General features: G+C 59.1%; 15 protein-coding genes. 12 read left to right on the forward strand and 3 right to left on the reverse strand.

Annotated elements, in window-relative coordinates; genetic code table 11:
- Positions 1-80 precede the first annotated feature (80 nt).
- The 7 genes from M9920_05900 (at position 81) to M9920_05930 (ending at position 11,747) form a co-directional block, all read left to right on the forward strand.
- A complete protein-coding gene (locus M9920_05900) occupies positions 81-3,308 on the forward strand; it encodes a glycoside hydrolase family 78 protein (protein MCO5051818.1) in 3,228 nt (1,075 codons plus the stop codon).
- 625 nt (positions 3,309-3,933) lie between these two features.
- Complete coding sequence (locus tag M9920_05905) at positions 3,934-4,584, forward strand: adenine methyltransferase (protein ID MCO5051819.1); 651 nt, start codon at positions 3,934-3,936, stop codon at positions 4,582-4,584.
- Positions 4,485-5,081: a hypothetical protein gene (locus M9920_05910; GenBank protein MCO5051820.1), complete on the forward strand. Its 597-nt coding sequence runs from the start codon at positions 4,485-4,487 to the stop codon at positions 5,079-5,081. The genes M9920_05905 and M9920_05910 overlap by 100 nt, the downstream gene beginning before the upstream one ends.
- 190 nt (positions 5,082-5,271) lie before the next feature.
- Positions 5,272-6,705: an MBL fold metallo-hydrolase gene (locus M9920_05915; GenBank protein MCO5051821.1), complete on the forward strand. Its 1,434-nt coding sequence runs from the start codon at positions 5,272-5,274 to the stop codon at positions 6,703-6,705.
- A 6-nt stretch (positions 6,706-6,711) separates the two neighbouring features.
- Entirely contained in the window at positions 6,712-8,001 is a 1,290-nt protein-coding gene (locus M9920_05920; GenBank protein ID MCO5051822.1) for a glycosyltransferase family 4 protein, read from the forward strand.
- 32 nt (positions 8,002-8,033) lie between these two features.
- The gene (locus M9920_05925; protein MCO5051823.1) at positions 8,034-9,560 is read left to right on the forward strand and encodes a peptidase S10; all 1,527 of its coding nucleotides are present in this window, start codon (positions 8,034-8,036) and stop codon (positions 9,558-9,560) included.
- 30 nt (positions 9,561-9,590) lie between these two features.
- Complete coding sequence (locus M9920_05930; protein ID MCO5051824.1) at positions 9,591-11,747, forward strand: right-handed parallel beta-helix repeat-containing protein; 2,157 nt, start codon at positions 9,591-9,593, stop codon at positions 11,745-11,747.
- Between the two features lie 28 nt (positions 11,748-11,775).
- On the opposite strand, the gene M9920_05935 is transcribed toward M9920_05930, so the two are convergent.
- Positions 11,776-13,245, reverse strand: coding sequence for a Gfo/Idh/MocA family oxidoreductase (locus M9920_05935; protein ID MCO5051825.1), 1,470 nt, complete (start codon positions 13,243-13,245; stop codon positions 11,776-11,778).
- A gap of 12 nt (positions 13,246-13,257) precedes the next feature.
- A complete protein-coding gene (locus M9920_05940; GenBank protein MCO5051826.1) occupies positions 13,258-14,310 on the reverse strand; it encodes a PmoA family protein in 1,053 nt (350 codons plus the stop codon).
- A gap of 139 nt (positions 14,311-14,449) precedes the next feature.
- Between M9920_05940 and M9920_05945 the strand changes: the two genes are divergently transcribed.
- From M9920_05945 to M9920_05965, 5 genes are all read left to right on the forward strand, one after another.
- Positions 14,450-14,854, forward strand: a complete 405-nt coding sequence (locus M9920_05945) for a hypothetical protein (protein ID MCO5051827.1) — start codon at positions 14,450-14,452, stop codon at positions 14,852-14,854.
- Between the two features lie 169 nt (positions 14,855-15,023).
- A complete protein-coding gene (locus M9920_05950) occupies positions 15,024-15,296 on the forward strand; it encodes a WXG100 family type VII secretion target (protein ID MCO5051828.1) in 273 nt (90 codons plus the stop codon).
- A gap of 5 nt (positions 15,297-15,301) precedes the next feature.
- Positions 15,302-15,850: a hypothetical protein gene (locus tag M9920_05955; protein ID MCO5051829.1), complete on the forward strand. Its 549-nt coding sequence runs from the start codon at positions 15,302-15,304 to the stop codon at positions 15,848-15,850.
- Positions 15,847-16,053, forward strand: a complete 207-nt coding sequence (locus M9920_05960; GenBank protein ID MCO5051830.1) for a hypothetical protein — start codon at positions 15,847-15,849, stop codon at positions 16,051-16,053. Before M9920_05955 ends, M9920_05960 begins: the two co-directional genes overlap by 4 nt.
- Positions 16,046-20,086: an FtsK/SpoIIIE domain-containing protein gene (locus M9920_05965; protein MCO5051831.1), complete on the forward strand. Its 4,041-nt coding sequence runs from the start codon at positions 16,046-16,048 to the stop codon at positions 20,084-20,086. The genes M9920_05960 and M9920_05965 overlap by 8 nt, the downstream gene beginning before the upstream one ends.
- Before the next feature lie 46 nt (positions 20,087-20,132).
- On the opposite strand, the gene M9920_05970 is transcribed toward M9920_05965, so the two are convergent.
- Positions 20,133-24,287 carry an immunoglobulin domain-containing protein gene (locus M9920_05970; protein ID MCO5051832.1) on the reverse strand — a complete coding sequence of 1,385 codons (4,155 nt, stop codon included), beginning with the start codon at positions 24,285-24,287 and terminating at the stop codon, positions 20,133-20,135.
- Positions 24,288-24,308 lie beyond the last annotated feature (21 nt).

Below are 24,308 nucleotides of genomic sequence, written 5' to 3' on the forward strand. Positions count from 1 at the left end.
CGCAAAGTTCTGCTGACCGCGCAAATTGTATTTGTGCATTGCGTTAGGGAATTCGGTTCGGAGAGGTTCGGAGGCAAATTATGAATGGAACAAAACGAGCATTGGGGCTGGTCGTCGGCTTCGCGCTGATGACCGGCGTGGTTTGTGGCGCGTTGCAACCGGCGCAACTGGAGTGTGAGCATCGTCTCAATCCGCTCGGTCTGGAAACGCCGCATCCGCGTCTCAGTTGGACTCTCCAAAGCGACGAAACGTCCGACCGCGATGGCCGCCAAACCGCCTACCAGATACTCGTGGCTTCCAGTGAAAAACTGCTGCGTCCGGGTCAGGCGGATTTGTGGGACAGCGGCCAGGTGAACTCGGAGCAAAGCGTGCTCGTGGATTACGCGGGCGCCCCGCTCGCCGCGCGGCAGGTGGCTTATTGGCAAGTGCGCGTCTGGGACGAGGCCGGTCACGCGTCCGCCTGGAGCGCGCCCGCCCGTTGGACAATGGGCTTGTTGCAACCCACCGATTGGCGACCGGCGCAATGGATTGGGGCGCGTGAAGCAGCGTCACCCCTGCGCGAGAGTTCGTGGATTTGGACCAGCGAACCCAGTGTCGAGGGGCGTTACCCTGCGGGCCGACGCTTTTTTCGCAAACGCCTGGAACTGGCCGCGACGACAAACCTGATTCAGGCGCGCATCCTGATGACGGCAGACAATGGCTTCACGCTGTGGGTCAACGGCAAGGAAGCGCTGCGTGGCGATCAATGGGATCTGGCTTACGATGCCGAAATTCGGTCGCTCCTGGTCGCGGGTGAAAATGTGCTCGCCGTCGAAGCGGTCAATGCCAGTTCAAGTGACAACGAAGCCGGATTGATCGGCCAACTGGAGTTGCGACTGGACGACGGCCGCGTTATTTCCGTACCCGTGGACGAGTCGTGGCAATCGCGGATCAGTGCGCCGCCCGGCTGGCAAACGTCCGCGGATGATTCGGGCTGGTCCGGCGTGCGCAAGTTGGGCGCGCTCGGCATGAAACCGTGGGGCGAGGTGCGCGTGCTGCTGGCACCGCCACCCGTGTTGCGGCGCGAATTTGAACTGACCCAACCCGTCCGCCGCGCGACCGTTTTTGTTTCCGGCCTGGGCCATTACGAACTTCGGCTGAATGGCGCGCGGATTGGCGATCGCGTCATGGACCCGGGTTGGACGGATTATCGCGACACCTGTTTATACAGCACCTACGACGTAACCAGCCAACTGCGGCCGGGGCGCAACGCCCTGGGGGTCATGCTCGGCAACGGCATGTATCACGTCACCGGCGGGCGTTACGTCAAGTTCACGGGATCGTTCGGTTCGCCCCAACTGATTTTGCAACTGCACCTTGAACACCCCGATGGCAGCGTCACGGTGATCGGCACGGATGATCAATGGAAGACGGCCCCCGGCCCCATCACCTTTTCCTGCATCTACGGCGGCGAAGATTACGACGCGCGCCTCGATTTGCCGGGTTGGGATCAACCGAATTTCAACGACGCGAATTGGTCTGCGGCGCAAATCAGCGACGGACCGGGCGGCACGTTGCGCGCGCAGTTGGCGCCACCCATCAAAATCATTCAGGAATTATCCACCGCCAAAATCACCGAGCCTCAACCCGGCGTGTTTGTTTACGACCTGGGCCAGAACTTTTCCGGCTGGCCGAAATTGAAAGTCACCGGCGCGACGGGAACGACGGTTAAAATGATTCCCGGTGAATTGCTGGATGGCGCCGGCCTCGTCTCGCAACGCAGCTCCGGCGGTCCCGTGTGGTTTTCCTACACCCTGCGCGGCGCGGGCATTGAAACCTGGTCGCCCCGGTTTTCCTATTACGGGTTTCGTTACGTGCAGGTGGAAGGCGCCGTCCCCGTCCGGGCCGCTGCCGATCATCCGGACCGGGCGCAGGTGCTGGAGTTGAACGGTCAATGGCTGCACAGCTCCGCGCGCGTGGTGGGCGACTTTGAATGTTCCAATCCGCTCCTCAATCAGATTCACCAACTGATCCTGGCGGCGATTCGCTGCAATCTGCAGAGCGTGCTGACGGATTGTCCGCACCGCGAAAAACTCGGTTGGCTGGAGGTTTCGCACCTGCTCGGTCGGGGGCTGATGTTCAACTACGCGCTGCCGAATTTTTACGCCAAGGTTTCACGGGACATGGATGAATCGCAGTTGGCGAACGGGTTGGTGCCGGACATCGCTCCGGAATACACCGTGTTCAGCGGCGGCTTTCGGGATTCCCCCGAGTGGGGCAGCGCCGTGGCCTTTAACCCGGCGCAGGTGCGGGAATTTTACGGCGACGCCAGTCTGCTGCGTAACCACTTCGCAACCCTCCAGCGCTACACGGATTATCTCTCCAGCCAGGCGAGCCAGCACATCGTCGCGCACGGCCTGGGTGACTGGTACGACATCGGACCAAAAGACCCGGGACCATCGCAACTCACCTCGCTGGGCCTGACCGCCACCGCCGTTTATTACGGCAATTTGCAAATCGTGGCCGACACCGCGCGCCAGTTGGGTCAAACGGAAACCGCCGAACGCTACCACCGTCTGGCAACCGAAGTGCGCGACACCTTTAACGCGCGCTTCTTCCATCCCGACTCGGGCCGCTACGATCGCGGCAGTCAAACGGCCCAAGCCATGCCGCTGGTGTTGGGATTGGTTGAACCGGCCCATCGCGACTCCGTGTTGGCCGCGCTCGTCAAATCCATCCGCGAACCGGGCAACCGTGTCACCGCCGGCGACGTTGGTTTTGCGTACGTCGTGCGCGCCCTGACGGACGCCGGACGCAGCGACGTGCTTTACGATTTGGTCACGCAAACGAACGGTCCCGGCTACGCCGACCAACTGCGGAAAGGCGCGACCACCTTGACGGAAGCGTGGGACGCGGACCCGCGGTCGTCACAAAACCACTGCATGTTGGGTCACGCCGAGGAATGGTTTTACACCGGCTTGGCCGGCATCCGCCCCGATCCGACCGCGCCCGGATTCAAACGCTTCCGCCTGCAACCGGCGATCGTGGGAGATTTGGCCTGGGTGAAAGCGCATCACGATTCGCCCTATGGCCGGATCGCCAGCGCGTGGCGTCGCACCGGCAACCGACTGCAACTGGACGTGACCATTCCACCGAACACCAGGGCGACGATCTTCGTGCCCGCCACCGACGCCCACGCGGTGCAAGAAAGCGGCCAGCCAGCCAACACGGCGCGCGGTTTGACTTTTCTCCGGGCCGATAATGGTCGCGCCATTTATGACGCCGGCTCCGGCCATTACCAATTCACCAGCGAACTGCCACCGCCTTGAAGCGTTTGAAGTATTCCTGAAGCCGATGTGAGGCGGCGAACCTCCCAACTTCATGCCAAGTGTCGGTGTCAAATTGACGGCCGCCGTTGGTTCGGAGCAAGCACTCGCGCGGTAGCGTCTTGGACTGCGGCCGTCTTCTGCCGCTTTGGAATCATCGGCTCGCGACCGGAGAGCGGCAGAAGACTGCCGCAGTCCAAAACCTCGCGGACAGAGGCGCCATTCCCCATCCGGACTCCACCTTCATTGAGTTACACCCGCTCTGGTTCGACGGCTGCAATTTTAATTGAACCGCGATAAAATACGCCATCCGGCAACTCTGAACTTTTCAAGTGTCGTTTCACCGGCTTAAGCTGCCCGCGTCAGTAGAACACCAATGACAAGAAAACCAATTTGACCAAAATATATTTCGCGTAGCTTCGGCTGCTGTCAGTAACGAAACCTAGGAAATTTCAACGAAAGACAGCGCTTGAGTGCGCCCCATCCGGGGCGCATGAAAGCGTTCTTTCGTGGGCCCTCCTAGGTGCCTGTTACTGGACGCAAGTAATGCGTCCCATTTTTTCAGGCACAAGGACCCCACGGAGACAGTCACCAGACAGGGCTGATTCGCGCGCGAGCGAATACAGCCATGCCTGCCAATTCAGACAAGGACGCTTCCGCCTTTCAATGGGGAGTCACCAATCCGCATCCGCTCTCGAAGCTGCACACGGAGCTGGTGTGGGAGGGGAAATATGACGAGTTCGGTCGCCGGCGCGAAGTGGACGTGGCGTCGCTCGCCATGCCGATGCAGCGCATCGAGACGGTGGACGAACCACGCCAACGCGCGGCGGCCACGGGCAATCTGGAGTTGTTCGAAAAGCAGCTTGCCGGACGCAAGCGTGACGATTTCCGCAACCGGCTCATCTGGGGCGACAACAAACTGGTGATGGCCTCGCTGCTCAAGGAGTTCAAAGGCAAGATTGATCTCATCTACATTGACCCGCCGTTTGACGTGGGCGCGGATTTTACGATGGACGTGCCAATTGGCGATGCGAAGGAAACCGTGGGCAAAGACCAATCCACGCTCGAAATGGTGGCCTACCGCGACATGTGGGGCAAAGGCACGGACTGGAGTCGTTACGCCTTCAAGATGTCGCGCCGCTCGATAGCCAAATCAGTGAAGCGAAGGCGGAGGAAGTTGTGCCGCAGCAACTGGTGGCGGAGCTGCCCGAACGGCTGCGCAAGGCGGTGGACGAAGCGGTTTCGCTCTACCTGTTCTTCGAGAAAAAGCAGGGGGTGAATTTTGCCCCGGTCTTCACAGCTTTGCTGGGGGTGATGGATGAGGCCGCGAGAGGGTTGCTGCTCCAGAAGCTGCAAAGTCACGTTCCGCTTGCGACACCCGACCAGACCAAGTGGTTTGAGCCGTATCTGGCCAAGGTGGATTCCAGGAGGCACCGGCATTACCTCGAGCTGGCTCGCAATCTTCGGAAGACGCTTGTCTATCAGACTGGCGTGTCGCCGCTTGGTTTGTTGCGGAACTGCTACGACTACGCTTTGAACGACGGAACAGCGCTGACGGGAGTATTTGACGCGGTGCGCGACGAGTTCCGTTCGCCGGGCGCCCGGGCGATGTATGCTGCGGTTCAGTCCGTCAATGAGTTTCGCAACACCAGGGTGGCGCATCAGGAGCAGCCGTTGACGGATGCGGTGGCGGCAAAGGCAGCCCTGCGGGATTGGGTGAAGACATTGGCCGCGTTATGGCGGAATGTTCGAGCCGCAACTGACGCCGGTCGGTAGGGTGTGTCACTTCGGGCGCGCCGCCATCAACTCCGATCACCTCGAACGCATCCTCACCAGTTGGCAGGGCGCAGCCTGATCTCGGGCGGCAAACGGTAAGCACACAAGCGGCAAGCACAAGCGGCAAGCAGACTTGCCACCAGTGCGAAAGCGGGTCACACTCCGCGTGGAATATCTAGCGAACGCTTGCATGGGCATCAAATTAACTTTTCACGGCGCGGCGGGCACGGTCACGGGCTCCGCCTATCTGATCCAGACCAGTCGGGCCACGGTCCTCATTGACCTCGGTTTGTTTCAAGGATTCAACAATCATAAAGATCACAATCACATTCCCCCCGGGTTGGAGGTCGCCAAGCTGGACGCCGTCCTCGTCACGCACGCTCATTTGGATCACACGGGGCGTCTGCCGTTGTTGGCCAAGCATAATTTCCGCAAGCCCATCTACGCCACCGAGGCGACGATTCCGCTGACCGAATTGATCCTGCGGGATTCCGCGCATCTGCAGGCCATGGATACCGAACGCGCCAATCGGAAGCGCCAGCGCGCGGGCGAACCGATGCAAGAGCCGATCTACACGGCCGAGGACGTGGGACGCATCATGCAGCAGTTTCAAGCGGTCCCGTTCGGCGAGCCGATGGAAGTGGCGCCGGGAATTCGGGCGCGTTGGGTTGAAGCCGGTCACATGCTCGGCGCAGCCAGTCTGCAATTATGCGTGCAGGACCAGGGCCTCACGCAAAGAATCGTCTTCTCCGGCGACCTAGGCCCGAAGGGGGCGCCGATCCTCCACGACGCGGTGGGTTTTGAAAAAGCCGACATCGTGGTGATGGAATCCACGTACGGGGATCGCGACAACAAGCCGTTGGTCGAAACGGTGCGCGAGTTTGAAACGCTTGTAAAAAACGCGGTCGCCAAGCGAAGTAAAATCCTCGTGCCGGTTTTTGCCGTCGGACGCACGCAATTGCTGCTCTATTTGTTGGCGTTGATGTTCCGCCGCCGGGTCGCGCCGAAGTTCCCCATTTTTTTGGACAGCCCCATGGCCGTTGAGGCCACCAAGATTTACTGGGCGCACCTGAATTTGTTCGACGCGGAATTTCAAACGCTGAACGCTGAACGCCCGGTGCTCGCCGATCTGGACACGCTCAAAGCCACGCCGACGGCGCAGGATTCAATGGCGCTCAACGAGCTGCATGGACCGCTCATGATTTTGGCGGGCGCGGGCATGTGTACCGGCGGCCGCATTCTGCATCATTTGAAACAAAATCTCTGGCGCGAGAATACGCAGGTGTTGATCGTCGGTTATCAAGGTGAAGGGTCCTTGGGACGCCGGCTCGTGGAAGGCGCCGAGCAAGTTTCCATTTTCGGCGAAAAGATCGCGGTGCGCGCCACCATCCACACGTTGAACGGATTCAGCGCGCACGCGGGGCAAACGGAATTGCTCCGTTGGTTCGGTCAGATGGCGCATTGTCGCCCCCGGCTCTTCCTGACCCACGGGGAAGCGCGCGGTCGCGAACCCCTGGCGCAATTGATCAAGCAACGGCATGGCATCATTGCCGAGCTGCCGGAATTGGGCGCGGTCGCGCACCTGAATGAACCCGTGGGGCAATGTCGGGAATCCTGCGCCTAGTGCATCATGAGCGATACCGTTTTCACCCTTTGCCCCCCCAAACGCATTGGCTTCATTTCCACCCGGTTTCACGGCACGGACGGCGTCACGCTGGAGGCGCGCAAATGGGCCGACATTCTCGCCAAGATGGGGCACGAAAATTTTTGGATGGCGGGATTGCTGGACGCGCCGTCCGACCGGCGCTACGACGCACCGCTGGCTTTTTTCAATCACCCGCGCGTGGCGGCGCTGCAACACAAGCTGTTCAACGTCACGAAACGAAATCGCGAGATCACCGACGAGATTCAAACCGTCAAGGAGCTGCTGAAGGATGAAATTTATCAGTTCATTACCCGGTTTCGACTGGAAGTGTTGATTCCGCAAAACATCATGGCGATCCCCATGCACGTGCCGCTGGGCCTGGCCATGGCGGAAGTCATCGCGGAAACCGGTCTGCCCACGATTGCGCACCATCACGACTTTGCCTGGGAACGCGAACGCTTCACCTTGAGCGCCGTGAATGATTACCTCCGCGCCGCGTTCCCGGCTTCCCTGCCCGGCGTGGAACATGTCGTCATCAATTCCATGGCGCAAAAGGAACTGGCGCGGCGTTGCAGTCTGCCGGCCTCCATCATTCCCAACGTGCTGGATTATGAAACGCCCGCGCCGGGATTGGATGACTATAACCGCGACGTCCGGCGGGAAATTGGACTGGCGGATTCGGATTGGTTCATCCTGCAGCCCACGCGGGTGGTGGCGCGCAAAGGCATCGAGCACGCCATCGAGTTGGTGCGTCAGTTGAAAGACCCGCGTGCCAAACTGGTCATCTCGCATCCGGCCGGCGACGAAGGCAACGCCTACATGGAAATGATGCGCGACCGCATCGAAGAGGCAAAAATTGACGTTCGGTTTATCGCGGATCGCGTGGGCGAAACGCGCGGACGCACCGCTGACGGCAAAAAAATTTATACGCTGTTTGACGTTTATCCACATGCTGATCTGGTGACTTATCCGAGCCATTACGAGGGATTTGGCAACGCCTTTCTGGAAGCAATCTATTTCGGCAAACCGGTGGTCGTGAACACTTACGCGGTTTACGCACGGGACATCGGCCCGCTCGGATTCCAAATCATCGCCATGTCCCAATTCGTCACCCGCGACGTGGTGGCGCAAACCCGCGAGCTGCTGGAAAACACCGCCTTGCGCGCCAGTTGGGCGGTCAAAAACTATCAGCTCGCGCTGAAGTATTTTTCCTACGCCGTCGCCCGACGCAAACTAACCGCCCGCCTCGCCAATCTGTTTGGTGAAGGCTTCTGAAGCATGACCATTGGACCACCTTACTTTTTAACATGAAGTCGCTTCGATTTTTCTCCCTGCTGACGATCGCGTTGATTTTACCGCCCGGCGCGGCGCGCGCCGACGAAACCCAAACCAACGCGCCCGCCAAGACGGAAGCCAAGGCCCCGGTGGCGACGGTTCCCGATGCGGCCACCCAACCGGTTTTCACCACCAACACCGTGGTCATCGCGGGAACGTGCGTCACTTATGTGACCGAGACCGGAATGTTGCCGCTGCTGAAAGCTGATGGAAACTCGCGCGCCTCGGTTTTCTACATCGCCTATTCCGTCGTCGGCGTCACCAACGCGAGCCAACGTCCCGTCACGTTCTCCTTCAACGGCGGGCCGGGTTCATCCTCGGTGTGGTTGCATTTGGGCGCCCTGGGGCCGCGCCGCGTGAAGCTGAATCCCGACGGCACGCTGCCGCCGCCACCGTTCGGTTTGATGGACAATGAATTCTCCATTCTGCACGCGACGGATCTGGTGTTCATTGATCCGGTGGCCACGGGTTACAGTCGCCCCGCCAAAGACGAAAAGGCCGAGCAATTTTTCGGTCAATCGGGCGACATTGAGGCGATTGGCGAATTCATCCGGCTCTGGACCACGCGGCACCACCGCTGGCTTTCGCCCAAGTATTTGTGCGGCGAAAGCTACGGAGTGTTTCGCGCCGCCGGGTTGGCGGACTATTTGCACTCCCGCTACGGCCTGTATTTGAACGGGCTGATCCTGGTGTCGGGCGTGTTGGATTTTGCCACACTTCAGGATAGCGTGGCCAACGACCTGACTTATCTGGTCTTTCTCCCCGCTTATACCGCCACCGCGCATTACCATCACAAGCTGCCACCTGATTTGCAGGCGGACCTGCCCAAGGCGTTGGCCGAAGCGCGGGAGTTCGCCCGGGTGGATTATCCCGCCGCTTTGTTGGCGGGCCACTCGCTATCGGCGGCGGACCGCGACCGGATCAGCGCCAAGCTCGCGCGCTTGACGGGTTTGCCCGCGGATTGGATCACCGCCAACAACCTGCGCATTTCCCCAACGGGGTTCCGCAAAAAATTGCTCGCAGCGGAAGGTTTGATCCTCGGCCGCTATGACGCGCGCATCACGGGGCGGGATGGTGACGCCGGTTCGGATCGCCCCGGTTTTGATCCCTCGTACGCCGCCACCTACGGACCGTTCGCCGCCGCCATGAACGCTTACGTGCGCGAAGAGTTGAAGTTTGAAAATGATCTGCCCTACGAAATTCTGGCGGGAGTGTATCCTTGGAATTTCGACGCGCGCAACAGTGCGCCCACGGTTTCTGAACGACTCGCCGGCGTGATGAATCAAAATCCATATCTACGCCTCCTGGTGCTCGGCGGATTGCGTGATCTCGCCTGTCCGATTGACGGCGTCCACTACAGCCTGAATCACATGCCCCTGGCCGAGCCGTATCGAACCAATATCATTTACGAAGAATACGAAGCCGGCCACATGATGTACGTCAACCAACCGGATTTGCAGAAGATGCAGCGGGATATTGAATCGTTTCTGCAACGGTAAACCACGGTCGGCCCATCCGACCGCCAAATCATGCACTGCTCAAAACTTGAAATGCTCCAATCACCTGACTCCCGCCACCGCGCCATCAGCTTATTGGCGCTTCTCGGGCTGTTGAGCGGTCCGCTTGGGTTCGCCGCGGATTTCCACGTTTCTCCAACTGGCGACGACACCAATCCAGGCAGTGAATCAAAACCGTTCGCTTCGCTGGAACGCGCGCGCGACGCGGTCCGCCAGAAACAGGCCGCCGGAGAAAAGATCACCGTATGGTTGCACGGGGGCGATTATCTCCGCACCCAGGCTTTCGAGCTGGGTCAGGCCGATTCCGGCCAACCGGATGCACCCATTGTTTGGCGCGCCTGGAAAGAGGAACGCGTTCGCCTGCTCGGCGGCCGAACGCTGACCGGATTTCAAGCCGTCACCGACACGAACCTTCTGGCGCGGCTCGATGAGAAGGCGCGATCGCAGGTGCGGCAGCTTGACCTACATTCCCTCGGGATCACCGACTATGGCGAAATGAAATCGCGCGGTTTTGCCCGCCCGACGGCGGCGGCGCACTGCGAGTTGTTCTTTGATCATCGTCCGATGACGCTGGCGCGCTGGCCCAACGCCGGTGAGTTCGCCCCGATTGCGGGCTACCCGGTTGGTGAAAAAGATGAGCACGGCGGCCAGTTGGGCGCGCTCACCAACGGCTTTTTCTACCGTGGCGATCGCCCGCGCCGCTGGCAGGATCGCGACAACCTCTGGGTGCATGGGTATTGGGCTTATGATTGGGCGAACTCGTATGAAGCGGTCGCCTCGATTGATCTGGAGCGGCGACTGGTGAAAACCGCGGCGCCGTACGGACATTACGGCTTCCGCAAAGACCAACGAATTTATTTTCTGAACGTGCTCGAGGAGTTGGATCAACCCGGCGAGTGGTTTCTTGAACGTCGAACCGGCCGGCTTTACTTCTGGCCGCCACCAACGCCCAGCGCCGCGCCGGAAACCCTTCTGTCATTGCTCAACCAACCTTTGCTCAGACTCAACTCGGTTTCCAACGTCGTCTTCCGCGGACTCACACTCGAAGCCACGCGCGCTCATGCCGTCGAAATCAATGGCGGCGCCAGCAATCGCATCACCGGTTGTCTCATTCGCAACATTGGCGACAGTGCGGTGGTGGTCAGTGGCGGGTTCGGACACGGCGTGGAAGCCTGCGACATTTTTGACACCGGCGACGGCGGGGTGGATTTGAACGGCGGCGATCGCCAGACCCTCACGCCCGCCGGACATTTCGTCACGAACTGCCATTTCCAACGTCAGGGGCGGTGGTCCAAATGTTATGTGCCGGCCATTCACCTGAACGGCGTGGGCCTGCGCGCGACGCATAACCTGATTCACGATCACCCGCACTGCGCCATTCTTTTCTGGGGTAACGATCATTTGATGGAGTTCAATGAAATCCATCACATTGCGCTCGAAACCGGCGACGTGGGCGCGATCTACACGGGACGTGATTGCACGTTTCGCGGCAATCAAATCCGACACAATTTCATCCACCACACCGGCGGCGTCGGCATGGGTTCGATGGGGGTTTACATGGATGACTGCGTGAGCGGCACGGAAGTGTTCGGCAATGTTTTCTACAAGGTGCATTGGGCCATGTTCATCGGCGGCGGCCGCGATCATCGCGTCGAGAACAACCTGTTCGTGGATTGTGATCCGGCGGTGCGCGTGGATGGGCGGGGGCTGGATCGTTCGCCCGTCTGGCGCAACATGGTGAATGACACGATGCGCCAGCGCCTGACCGCCATACCGCTTGATCTCTATCGGACGCGCTATCCGGAAATGAAATCGCTCGATGCGTATTACGGCCCGCCGGGCGGTTCAGCCATCACCGGTGACGCCTTTCAAGGGGTGCCACCGGAAGGGAACGTGGTGGCGCGCAATGTCTGTGTGGGCAAATGGCTCGAAGCAGGCTGGCACTCCACCGCCGCGATGTTGACGTTGGAAAATAATCTGACCAACGCCACCAGCAGCCTGGCCACAACAATCAATGACGCTTCCCCCAGTCGCGATTTTGCCTTGAAGCCGGACGCGCCCGCCTTCGCGCTCGGATTTCAAAAAATCCCGGTGGAAAACATCGGCTTACGAAATGATGAATTGCGCCGCGCGGTAACGCGCCTGAGCGCGATCCCATCACCTCGCTAAGCAGAATTGACGGGTTGGCGCGCTGGTTTCAGACCTGTTGCGGCACCACAAACGGCGCACGATAGTTTCGCGTGAGCATCGCGTTCGCGGCTTCATTGTTGACGAAGCGCTCGGCTTTAACCTCCAGATTGAGCGCGGCGCCCCACGTGAGCGGAGTTTGATCCAAATCCACCGCGTTTGCTTTCAAATGCTCTTCCATGCGGCCGTACGCCTCCGCCAAATCGGCGTTTTCGCGCACCTTGGCGCGCAGTTGATCCGGTGTCAGTTTTTGTCCGAGCCGGTAGGAGATGTTGGCCGTGTGACACAGGGCCGCAGAAACGTGGCCGACCTCAATGTCCGCGCGCAAATCATCCGCCTTTCGACTGCGCACGGCCGCGATGAAATTGGCGTAATGATCGCCGCCGCCTTCAAACTTTTTGATCTCCTTGTCGTTCCGGTCATAGACGATGGCCTTATTGTAACTGGGAATCACCATGCGACCTCCTTCACAATCAATCACCACCCCGATGCTGGCGCCGTGATAGTTGTCCATCTTGTCCTCACCACTCTTGGCCGGCAGACCGCGCACTTCAAAAATCAACGGCGCGGATTGGTAATCGTGATACATGACGAACGTATTGGGTGTCGTGCCGTCATCCACGTAGCCCAGCCGGCCGCCCACGGTGAAGACGCGCGGGGCGGATTCTGCCTCGCCCAACACCCAGCGCGCGATGTCCACCTGATGCACGCCTTGATTTCCCAGGTCGCCATTGCCGGTGGGCCAGACCCAATGCCAGTCATAATGCAGGTGCTTGCGCAGTAATGGCTCCTGGGGTGCCGGGCCGCACCACAGGTCATAATTCACGCTGGCCGGAATTGGTTGCGGCCCCTCCACTTTGCCAATGCTCGCCCGACGCTTGTAGCACAACCCGCGCGCGCGGAGGATCTTTCCCAATTGTCCCGACTGCACCCAGGCCACCGCCTCGATCAGTCCCTGACTGGAGCGGCATTGCGTGCCGCTTTGCACGATGCGCTGATACTTTCGCGCGGCGCGAACCGCCTGCCGCCCCTCAAATACGTTATGGGAAACCGGTTTCTCGACATATACGTCCTTGCCCGCTTGCGCGGCCCAAACCGTTCCCAGCGAATGCCAGTGGTTCGGAGTCGCCAACGATACCGCATCAATGTCCGGATTTTCCAAAAGCTTCCGAAGGTCCGCATAGGTCGCAACGGTGCCGCCGGATTCTTTAAGCTTGGCCGCGGTGCGATCCAACACTTCTTGATCCGCATCGCACACGGCGACCACGCGGACTCCCTTCAGTTTCAAGTAACTGGAAAGGTGATCGCGACCCCGGCCATTAAGGCCAACGACCGCAACGTGAATGTCGCTATTGGCGCCGGGAACCCGCAACGCCGTACTGGACTGCGCGGCAACCCGACTCCAAGCGGGCAGCAAACTGGTGGAGGCCGCCGCCAGCATTGAGTGTTTCAGAAACGAACGACGATCGAGCATTTTCATAAGCTTAAAAAGTTACTTGGATTGGAGGAACGCGGCAAAATGGTCGGCCACCCGGGCCTGTTTCTCATCTCCTTCATGGAGATAAAAACGGTAACGGAACGTCACACTCTGTCCAGCGGCAATGACCAGGTTGCCGGCCGTCTTGTCGGGCAGATTATCAAAATCGTGTCGCCCGAATGGATTGGCCGCAAACAGCCCGTAATCCCTTACGTGCCACCAGGTTGGAAAGCGCGGATTCTGGGGATGATCGAACACCGCAACGCCGACTATTTTGCCGTCCACTGGACCATAATAATCACACCACGCCGCGCGTTTGCCCCAGGCGGCATCATCGCGAACTCCTTCGCTGTTCACAATGTGACCGCCGGGTTTGCCGACGTTATCCCGGTTCGGCTTGACGCGCATGGTTTCCGCCAGACGCAAAGCCATGGTCCCTTCCTTGGTATCGCCAAAAGTCACATCGGTCTTCCCGGCGTGCAGCGTGATTTCAAAATCAAAGATGCGCTCGTGGTCCGGACGATTGTAGAAACGCAGCGTCCGATCGTCCGTGCAAAGCACCGTGCCATCCTTGGCCACCCATTGATTGCGCGCTTGAATCACGCCCTCTTTCGATCCGGATTGCAATCGAGTAAACTTTTCATGCCGAATCTGCCCCGCCCGATCCTCCTCGCTCCAAAAGTCCTGGCCGTTCACATTGCCATGCGCATACCAGAATGAACGTTGGTGTTTGTGGTCGTGACTCTCCGCAGGAACGGTCTGCATCGGCCAGTTACGCGTCATCGGCGTCTCTCCGGGACCCAACAGCGGGTAGCAAAACGGACGTGAGACCTCCTTGAAAACGTATTCCGTGAATAATTGGCCGTTGATCTCGACGCGCACCCGGTCGGACAATTCGGTAAGTTTCACGCCTTCGCCGTGCGGCGTGGCGCAACCCGTGCCCAACCACAATCCCAAGACCCCGAGGGCGCTCAACGTCATCCGCCAACGGCGCGACCAACGGACGCCGCGGGCGGCTGACGGGCAGCGGCGGCGTCCGTCAGGAATTTCAACAGTGCGCAATCTCATTTCGTAGCGGCTAATTGTGCCACCAACAGAAACAATTCCACCGCGACTTGTCGAGTCCCTATTCCCGAAAAATTTTTTGAAAGCTTTCCCGATCTCCAACGTCTAGTTAATTTAGTCCTGCCGATCAGGGCAGGCCGGTATGAGAAATACATCACGCGTCAGCTTCGCCGGGCATCTATTTGCCTATCCGCGCCGGACCATTCCGACGCTGGTAGTTGACCGGACCGGCCCCGCCTTCGCAATGGAAGCTTCGGCTCGCGATCGGCTGCACACGCGCCTCTACCAGCTCAAACGGCAGTTGTTGCGCTCAGTGCTGTCCGGCTCAACCCAACCCGAGTTGTTTAAAAATCTATCTCGTGCGGCCGATCGGGCGGCCGAGCTGGCTTGGAAAACTGAAAGTCCTTTACTGGTTTTTCCGTGTCTGTTTGAAGAATTGACCGCCAAAGTGCGACCGCCTCGAAGCGCGGTGCCGGCGGTGATCCACGCGATTCTCCCGGTGGATGCCGGTCTCGCCCTGGCGGCAGACCTGGCGCCCGCAATGTAAATTCTCCACCACCGCATTTCATCGCCGCGCATTGCGCCGCGCATCCGCTCCAGAGTACGCCCACGGTCGGGTGAAATTGCGCTTTCACAAGGCTGCTTCGCAATTCGCATTGGAAGCTGCCGCCGAGCTTTGGTAAGTTTCACCGGGAAAAACTTAATCAAACGCACGTATGCCTCAAGCCATCATGGATCCCGGCGAAGTTCGCCGGTTTGCTGAAGAGTTGAAGCGCTTCAATCTCGAAGTGCAGAATCGCATGTCGCTTTTGCAGGCGCGCTTTGCCGCGTTGGGTGACTCGTGGCAGGATCAAGAACACGCCAAATTTTCCGAGGAGTTCCGCGACACGATGAAGGTGCTGAAGAAATTCATCGAAAGCTCGAATCAACACACTCCGTTCCTGTTGCGCAAGGCGCAACGCATTGAGGAGTATCTCAACCAGCACTGAACCGCATGCCCGAGTCGCGCGCCAAAGTCACTTCGCTGGAAGCTCTCGAAGCTTTCCGCGCCAAACTCATCATCTACCGCACCAAGGCGCGAAGCGCGCTGGATGAAACCACCGACCTGGTGACCCGCACGCGGCTGTGGCTGGAAACGGATCGGCCTACTCATTGGCAGAACCAGATCCGCCGGCTCGAACGGGAATTGGAGCGTGCCAAACAGGAATTGCTCAGCGCGCAACTCTCCGACTTGCGTGACGCTTCGATCAACCAGCAGATGGCCGTTAAAAAACTGCGCCAGGCCATCGGTGCCGCCGAAGACAAGCGCCGCGCCGTTTCGCAATGGCAACGACAATACGATACTCGCGTCGAGATGCCCGCGCGCCAGGTCGAGAAACTCCGCCATTTTTTGGATCGCGATCTGGATCAGGCGCTCGCCTTTCTGAACGAGGTGGTTCGCCATATTGCCGCGTACACGGAACTCGCAGCCACTGGTTCGGCGGTGGTCGCCAAGGTTTCGAGCACGGACACTACCCATCTGCCGGAGGCGCCACTCTCATGAGCGCCATTCAAAATCGCCTGACCAGCCTGACCAACGAACTGAAAACGGAATGGGAGCAAACCAAACACTATTGGAACGACGCCAAAAGCCGGGAATTCGAGCAGCGCTTCATGAGCGAACTGACTCCAGCCGTCAATCAAGCCATCGCGACCATTGAATCTCTTGAACGCACTCTCGCCAAACTCCGCCAAGACTGTGAATAAACCGCGCAGCGTAACGGAAATCATCGCCCAACTGGAACGACTGCGGCTCGAAACGCATGCCTGTATCACGCGCCGGCGGGAATTGGAAACGGAAGCCGCACTCCGCGCCCACCAGCTTCAAGCTCAAGACAAGCAGGCGGCCGCGTCGGAGCGCGAGCACTGGAAATCAGCGACTGAGCGCATTGAGGCCAACGCCGCGACCAACCAGACTCATCAGGAATCGTATTACTCTCAGCGCCAGGAACGCTTGCGGCGCGCGCTGGAAAACGCCCGGTTACAACGTCAACGCGAAGCCGAACAGCTTGAGAGTAAAAACACGTTCGATAATCAGCAGGGCATTCTGGCGGCCGAGCAACGTCGCGACGAAGCCACCCGGCAAAATCAAGTTTCTCACGAACAGTTCAGCGCGGAGCTGGCCAACGAAGAAGCCGCGCTCCAGGAGCTGTCCCGACAATTTCACCAGACGCTGGCCGGCTTCGGCGGCTTGGCGCGCGCGGTTGAGGCCGAAGCTCCGACGGCACTCACGAAAACGGAAGCGACGCCTGACGAGTTGCTCAATCAACTTCGCGCGCAACGCGATTCAGCCGCCAGCCACATCGCGCGCTGCAAAGCTTTGGTACTCCCGTTGTTCTTCCGATTTTTTCGCCTCTGGTTCTGTTTCGTGTTGGTGGCAGTGCTGCTCTTGGTGTTGACGCCGGCCTTGCGTCGCTTTGACTTTACCGCGGTCCCCACTTCCGTTTGGATCGGTGGCGGCGTTGGTTGCATCGGCATTTTGGCGCTCTACTTCCTCACGCGAAAACTCCTGACCCGTCCGGTGAAAGCGGCGGCGACCGCATGGGCTTGCGGACGTCAACTTGCCGGTTTATGCGCGCAGCGGTCCGAGGCTCATTTTCAAGCTGAGGCGGAACGAATTCAATCCACGTTCGCCACGGCGAGTCAGCAAATCAATCACGCCTGGAAACAGGCGCACGCGCAAAATCGTCAAACCGGGCAGCAACACGCAATGCAGCTAAACGAGCGTGCCGCGCGACTACATCAAACTGTGGAGCAAAGGCATCAGCACCGGCTCCATCAAATCGCCACCGGGAAGACGGAAGCCCTAGCGCGCCTGAATGAACAAGTCGTCGCTCAAAGCCGGGCGCGCGAAAGCCGTTATACGGAAAGTCTGGCGCGCAGTAATGAAACGCGTGAAACCGGATGGCGCGCGATTGAAGACCAATGGCAGACCGTCGTGCTGCCAATTTTGAGTTCACTCCACGAGCTGGCCGCTCAATCGCAAAAAACTTTTCCGGCCTGGGTTTCCGACTATTGGCATACTTTTGAGGTGCCGGATAATTTCCTTGCCGTCGCCCCGTTCAGCTCCTTGCGCCTCGACCTGGAACAATTTTGTGACGTGCCGCTTGCCGAAACGCAATTATTGTCGGCCGAGCAACGGCAGTTGAACGTCCCGCTGCAATTGGTGGTGCCCAGCCAGGCTTCGGTTTTATTCGAGACCAAAACGTCCAGCCCAACGCCGATCATTGGCGCGTTGAATAATATCATCCTACGCTTGCTCACCAGCGCGCCGCCGGGCCGATTGGCTTTCACCATTTTTGATCCGGTCGGGCTGGGACAGAACTTCGCCGGTTTGATGCACCTGGCCGATTTCGAGGAGCGCCTCATCCACAGCCGCATCTGGACACAACCCGCGCAAATCGAGGAGCGTCTCGCGGAGCTGAACGAGCACATCGAAAAGGTGACGCAAATGTATCTACGCAACGAGTATCCCTCGCTCGCGGAATACAACGCCCAAGCCGGGCGGCTGGCCGAGAAGTATCATTTTCTGGTCATCGTTGATTTTCCGACCAGCTTCACGGAAATCGCCGCCAAACGCCTGTTGAGCATTGCCGCCAGCGGCCCGCGCTGCGGCGTGCATCTCCTGTTGCACTGGGATCAACGCAAGGTGGCCCCCGCCGAATTTTCTCCCGATGAACTGCGACGTAACACGATTCGCATCGTCAGTCGCGGCGATGGGTTTACTCTCGCTGGAGCGCCAATCGGGACAACCGCCACCGGGACCGAATCGCCGGACGGTTTGGGAAAATCCGCGCCCATCAGTGAGACCACTCCCACCAACTGGAGTGGCGTGCAACTCACGCTCGACCAACCACCGGACGCCGAATTAACTACCCGATTGCTTCAGCAAGTCGGAAAGGCCAGCACTGATTCCTTCCGCGTGGAGATGCCGTTCGAGGAAGTCGCCCCGCCCGCGGCGGAGTACTGGAGTCTGGATACCACCCACGAATTGCGCGTTCCCATTGGCCGCACCGGGGCGACCAAACTGCAATATCTCGCGCTCGGCCAAGGCACGCGCCAACACGGATTGGTCGCGGGCAAAACCGGCTCCGGCAAATCCACATTGTTCCACGTCATCATCACCAACCTCGCGCTCTGGTGCAGCCCGGATCAGGTGGAATTTTATCTCGTGGACTTCAAAAAGGGCGTCGAGTTCAAGACGTACGCGACGCACCAATTGCCGCAGGCGCGCGTCATTGCCATCGAGAGCGATCGCGAGTTCGGTCTCAGCGTTTTGCAGCGCGTGGATGACGAACTCAAACGGCGCGGAGATTTATTTCGAAAACTTGGCGCGCAAAATATCGCCGGTTACAAGGCGGCGGTAGCCGCGACGTCTCCGTCGCCAAACTCCCCCCGAACAGAAGGCGACGAAGTCGCCGCCGCTACCGCGATGCCGCGCGTGCTGCTGTTGATTGATGAATTTCAGGAGCTGTTTGTCGAAGACGATCGCATTTCGCAAGGCGCCGCGCTGTTGCTGGATCGGATCGTCCGGCAAGGTCGCGCGTTCGGCATTCATGTGCTGCTCGGTTCGCAAACCCTCGGTGGCGCGTACACGTTGGCGCGGGCGACAATCGGCCAAATGGTGGTGCGCGTCGCGTTACAGTGTAATGAAGCCGACGCCTACCTGATCATGAACGAGGACAATCCCGCGCCGCGATTGCTGTCCCGGCCCGGCGAGGCCATTTACAATGATGCGGGTGGAGCGATTCAAGGCAACAGCCCGTTTCAAGTCGTCTGGCTGCCGGATCAAGTTCGCGACCAATGGCTGAGCAAAGTGGCCGCATTGGCAACGCAACGAGCGGCGGATTTACCAGCCTTGGCGAAACACGTTCCCATCGTTTTTGAAGGCAACGCGCCCGCCAATGTCGCCGACAATCTCGTGTTACAATCATTGCTGGATTCGACCGCACTGCAAGCCACCAGCTCCCCGCACGTTTGGCTGGGCGCGCCCAATTCCATCAAAGGCCCAACGACAGTCGAGTTTCGCCGGCAAAGCGGTAGCCATTTGTTGATCGTTGGTCAACGTCATGAGGCCGCTCTCACCATGCTGGGATTGGCGGCGCTGGCCTTGGCGACCCAATTACCAAAAAATCAGGCGCGGTTTCTGGTGTTCGATTGCAGCCCAGCCGATTCCGCCGAAGCCAGATTTTTGACGCGGATCGCCGCGTTGATTCCGCATGAGATCAAAATTCTTCACGCGAACGAAATCGAGGCGACCCTGTCCGCACTGGCAACTGAGCAACAGGCTCGCGCGGAGCAAACCGGCGCCGCAGGTCCGGAAACTTTCGTGCTGGTGCATGGCTTGCAAACTCACAAGAAACTGCGCTTTGACGAGGAGAAGAGCTTTTCCCTGGATGCCACCATCGCGTCTGATCCCGGTCTGCAATTCAATCAACTCATCACCGAAGGCGCGGGACTGGGCTTTCATGTGATCGCCACTTGCGACAGCTACAACAACGTGATGCGTTTTCTGAGCCGCAAAGCGGTGAGTGAATTTGAAACGCGCGTGGTGTTCCAGATGAGCTCGAACGACTCGGCCAGTTTGATCGAATCGCCAGCCGCCAATAATCTCGGTCTGCATCGCGCCATCCTTTACAACGGTCAGGAAGGCTGGACGGAAACCTTCCGACCGTATGCGCTGCCAGATGCGGCCTGGCTGGAACGGGCGCAACGCGCGCTGGCCCGTTTGCACGCTTGAACCACGCCTACGTTTCGTCACTTCAACCGCGCCACGCGCGCAACCGTTACGGATAACGCAGGCGGAAGAACTGTTCGGGCACGTTGGAATCCGGTTGATTGGTGAACCAGAAGGTGCCGGTGGGATTGACCACGTTGGTTAACACTGACCAATCGGTCAGGTTCGTGGACGTTTGAATCTCCACCGCGAATCCGGGATCACCCGAGATTTGCAACTGCAAACCTGTCGCTCCCGCCTGAAACGTCGCGAATTTCAACGGAGCGCTGGGCGACAGGGCCAAGGCGGCCAGACTGCTCGTCACGGTGCCGCTCGCGTTGGTGATCACCACGGAATAATCTCCCGCGTGAATTGCCTGGGCGCCGGCAATCGCATACGTGCTGGAATTGGCTCCGGTAATGTTGGTGCCGTCGTGGCGCCATTGATAGGTCAACGGTGCGGTGCCGCCGGCAGTGGCGGAGAACGAAACATTCGCACCGGTGGCGGCCTGCACCGACGCCGGTTGCGTTGTGATGTAAGGCGGCACGTTGGTCACGAACCGCTCCACGCGGACGTTGTCCACCAAACCAAAACTGAGGTTGGCATTGTCGGAAACAGAAGCGTACGCATCCCAATAGCCAACAAAGATATTGCTGGCGGCAAGATTGGCATTGGGCACCGAGGCAATTTTCAACCCGTCAATCCACCATTCCACGGTGTTACCGATTTTGTTGACGATCACATCGCGCCAAGCGAAACCCACTGTGCCCGTCGGTAACGCGCCGGTTTGTTGCGGATAATTGGCCTGCTGAAGCGCCGGGGCAGTCTGGCCACCGGGGAAAGTGGCGGCGTAATAGGAATGTCCGTTGCCACGAATCTCGGTTTCCGTACCGCCCGCATAAACCCCACTGCCAGCCAGTTGCACTGTGCTACCGATAAACGCCTGCCAATCACTCGCCGTCACGGCCGAATCCGCCGCGCCGCCTTCGCCATCCACGGCAAACCAAACTCCGTCCGCCGTGCCCGAGTTCCATTGCACGCGATTACCTGCCGTGCCCACACCAGCGGTGAGATGCTCCGTCGAACCGGTACCGCCATCCGGAAACGGTCCATTGGCATTGATCCACATGTCAAAATGCAGCCGATAATCGCCGCCAAAACTTTGGCCCACCGGAGAAATGTTCAACGCCGCAACCACGCCGTTGGCCAGATTCGCCTCGAACTTCACGCCGCGCGTCGTACCGCCGACCGAATTGGGCGCGGAAGCAATTCCATCGGTCGCATAATTGTAATTAAAAGTGATCCGCGTATCGGCGGAGCTGCGATTCAGAATCCAGTTGCTCATGGTGTTGATTTCAAAATTATCACTGAACAACGTCTGCAGCGGCGGCAACATGGCTTCCACCAACACGGGCGTACTGGCGGCCTGTCCCCAGGCGTTGGAAATCATCACGTCATAAAAGCCAGAATGTGCCGACTGGACGTTGGCGCGCGTGTAACTGGAACTGGTGGCGCCCGGGATATTGACTCCGTTAAAACGCCATTGATAACTCAACGGCGCCGTGCCACTTGCCACCACCGTCAGTACGGCATTCGAGCCAGTGACGACCTTCCCGCCGGTCGGGGCCACGACAATTGCCGGCGGCGCGTTGGTTACGGGCGGCACGCCCAGGAAGTTCAAAATGTTCTGCATGTATTCATTGCGCCGCACCGAGCTGGTGATGGTCTCGAACGGGAATCCAAAGACGACCACCCGGCCACCGCCGTTCGCGCCGTCGTATTGCACCGCCGCCGCCCCGGACCCATTGGCGTAATTCAAGGCAGTCGTGGCGCCGGTTACGGGCAACAGAACGTCGGGCGCTTTGACCCAATAAATTCCGTTATTGCCGTTGTCAAAAACGCCACTGCTGCGACCCGCAAAAATCCCCGTGGCCACGGCGGTAACCGTGTAGCTGCCGGAATTATCCGCGCCAAAACCGGCGCGCAATTGATTTTGTAGAAAGTTGCGATCCGCCGGCGTAGGCCCGGAAGGTCGTCCCAAATCGTAGGCCATCTCACTACCGGAGGCGAATAGCGCCCCACCGGAGTTGAGGTACACGGTCAGCCGACTTTGCTCAATGCTCTTGAAAGTTTCATCGGTCGTCCCTTGGTTGCCCGCCGCCCAGATCACCACGGCATAATTCGCCAGCGCAATCTGGCCATTCGCCACGGTCTCGTTCTGGCACGAATCAAACGCCCAACCGGCAGCACTGATCGCTTTGCCATGCGCGACGACATAGTCAAACGCGTTGTTCCAACGTGGATAGACCCGCTCGATGCTGCCGGCGTTTCCAGGGCGGGTCCAGTTTTGCGCCACGACGTTCTGCCGCAGGTTGGCCGAACGATCCATACGGTCAAACGCATTAACCACCAGCACTCGCGGAGCATCAGGACTCGCTGCGGCGCGGCAACCCACCGTTTCCGAAGGCATGGATTCACCACCCGCGTTGGCGGCGGTGACGCGGAAATAATAATCCACACCTGCGGTAAGATTGGAAATCGTGTAGGCAGTTCGGTTGCCAACGGAAATTGGATTGCCGAAGCCATAACCATTGGCCGAGCGATAAATAACATAGTTCGTAGGCGCCTGACTGCCGCCTTGGACCACGGGCACTGCCCACGCCAGATTGATCTGGCCATTGCCGCCAGCCGCCGCGCGCACGTTCGAAGGCGATTCCGGCAGAAACGCCAACGGCGGCGGATTGTTCGTATCGTATTGATTCATGAATTTGATCACCGCGTGCAGGGACGAACGCGCCACCGCCGCCCGCACCTTGGGATCCCGCATCAACGCGGCGTCGTTGGCGTTATCGTGAAAGGCCACTTCAATGATCGTGGCGGGCATTTCATAGTTGAAATAGCTCCCGGTAATTTCTCCATACGCGCCGGTATAGGTGACGCTGTTGCCACGGTTGTTCCACGCGTATTCCAGCGGTGGCGAACCAAGCGCCACCAGATCATCATTCACCTGTTTGCCGCACATGAAAGCCAGTTCGCTTTGAAAGGGAGTCGGCGTGCCGGTAATCAAACCCATGACGCCGCGCCCGCCGCCGGCATTGGAGTGAAAATTGATGTGAATCCGATCCATAATCGTTCCGGCAGCCTCACGATTCATGTGCGCGGACATCTTGGGCGGCGCGGACCAGCTATCGCTTTCATCGTCGCCTGATCCATCATAAAGCGAACTGGATTGGCCCTGCCCCAAGTTGGCTTGCACCCAGTAACGCATGTTTTCGTCTTCGCGCGGATACCCCGATACGCCGCTGCCCCGATTGACCGAGCCCATCCCATTGCCGAAGCGAATGGCATCCGCAATCACCACCGTGCCAGTCGGCGAACCACGCAAATTACTGACGACAACGGAGCCGAGCGCCGCATTCGCTCCCGCGTTGAAATAATATTCGCCCAGGTAAATCCAGCCATTCCCCACCATGTGATGCGGAATACGCACCTGCGACTCACCGCCCGTGTGTCGGATGCGATAAAGCTGATCACCACGATCTGAACCGTTCAGCACCCAGGTATAAACCGGATAAAAACCCGCGACGGGAATATTGGGAGTGTAAGTAGCAATCGCTGTTTCCGTCGCATTTAACGAGGCAAACCGATAAGGGACATCACCGGGCGAACCCCAAAAGACAGTTTGAACGCTGTCGGACCAACTGCCGGTGAACGTCACTCCCGGATCATCGTTATCGAGAATCACCTCGTTGGTTTGGTGTCCCAACGGTCGAAACGAAACCACCGTGGCCCCGGCGTTGAAGCAGTATTGGGCGAAGAAATTCAGTTGATCCAGGTTGCCGTAATCCTCGTTCATGTCGTTGCCCACGCCGCGTTGCAAACGCCAGTAAGTGGGGTCAAACGTCCAACCATGACCGCTGTTCATATAGACAATTTTCCCCGACAGCGCGCCCTGGCGTTGTTGCACGGACGAAGCGTAAGCGCCAAACAACGCGACTTCGGCGGGAGACGGTTCCGTCACCGGCGGCACGTACCCCTCGGAAATCTCGGGCGTCTGCGCGGCGACCAGCTCTTCGGGTGAAACTTCGACCCACCGATCTTCTGGTCCAGTAATCGGCAAGGCCGCCCAACCCGACAAAGGCAACAGCAATCCAACCAAACCAAAAAGCCCGGCGCCGAAATGACGCCGAGCTTGACTGAGTGAAACCCTAAAATAACGACTCATACAAAATATAACTCCCAGATT

The sequence above is a fragment of the Verrucomicrobiia bacterium genome (genome assembly GCA_023953615.1).
Lineage (GTDB): Bacteria > Verrucomicrobiota > Verrucomicrobiia > Limisphaerales > JADLHS01 > JADLHS01.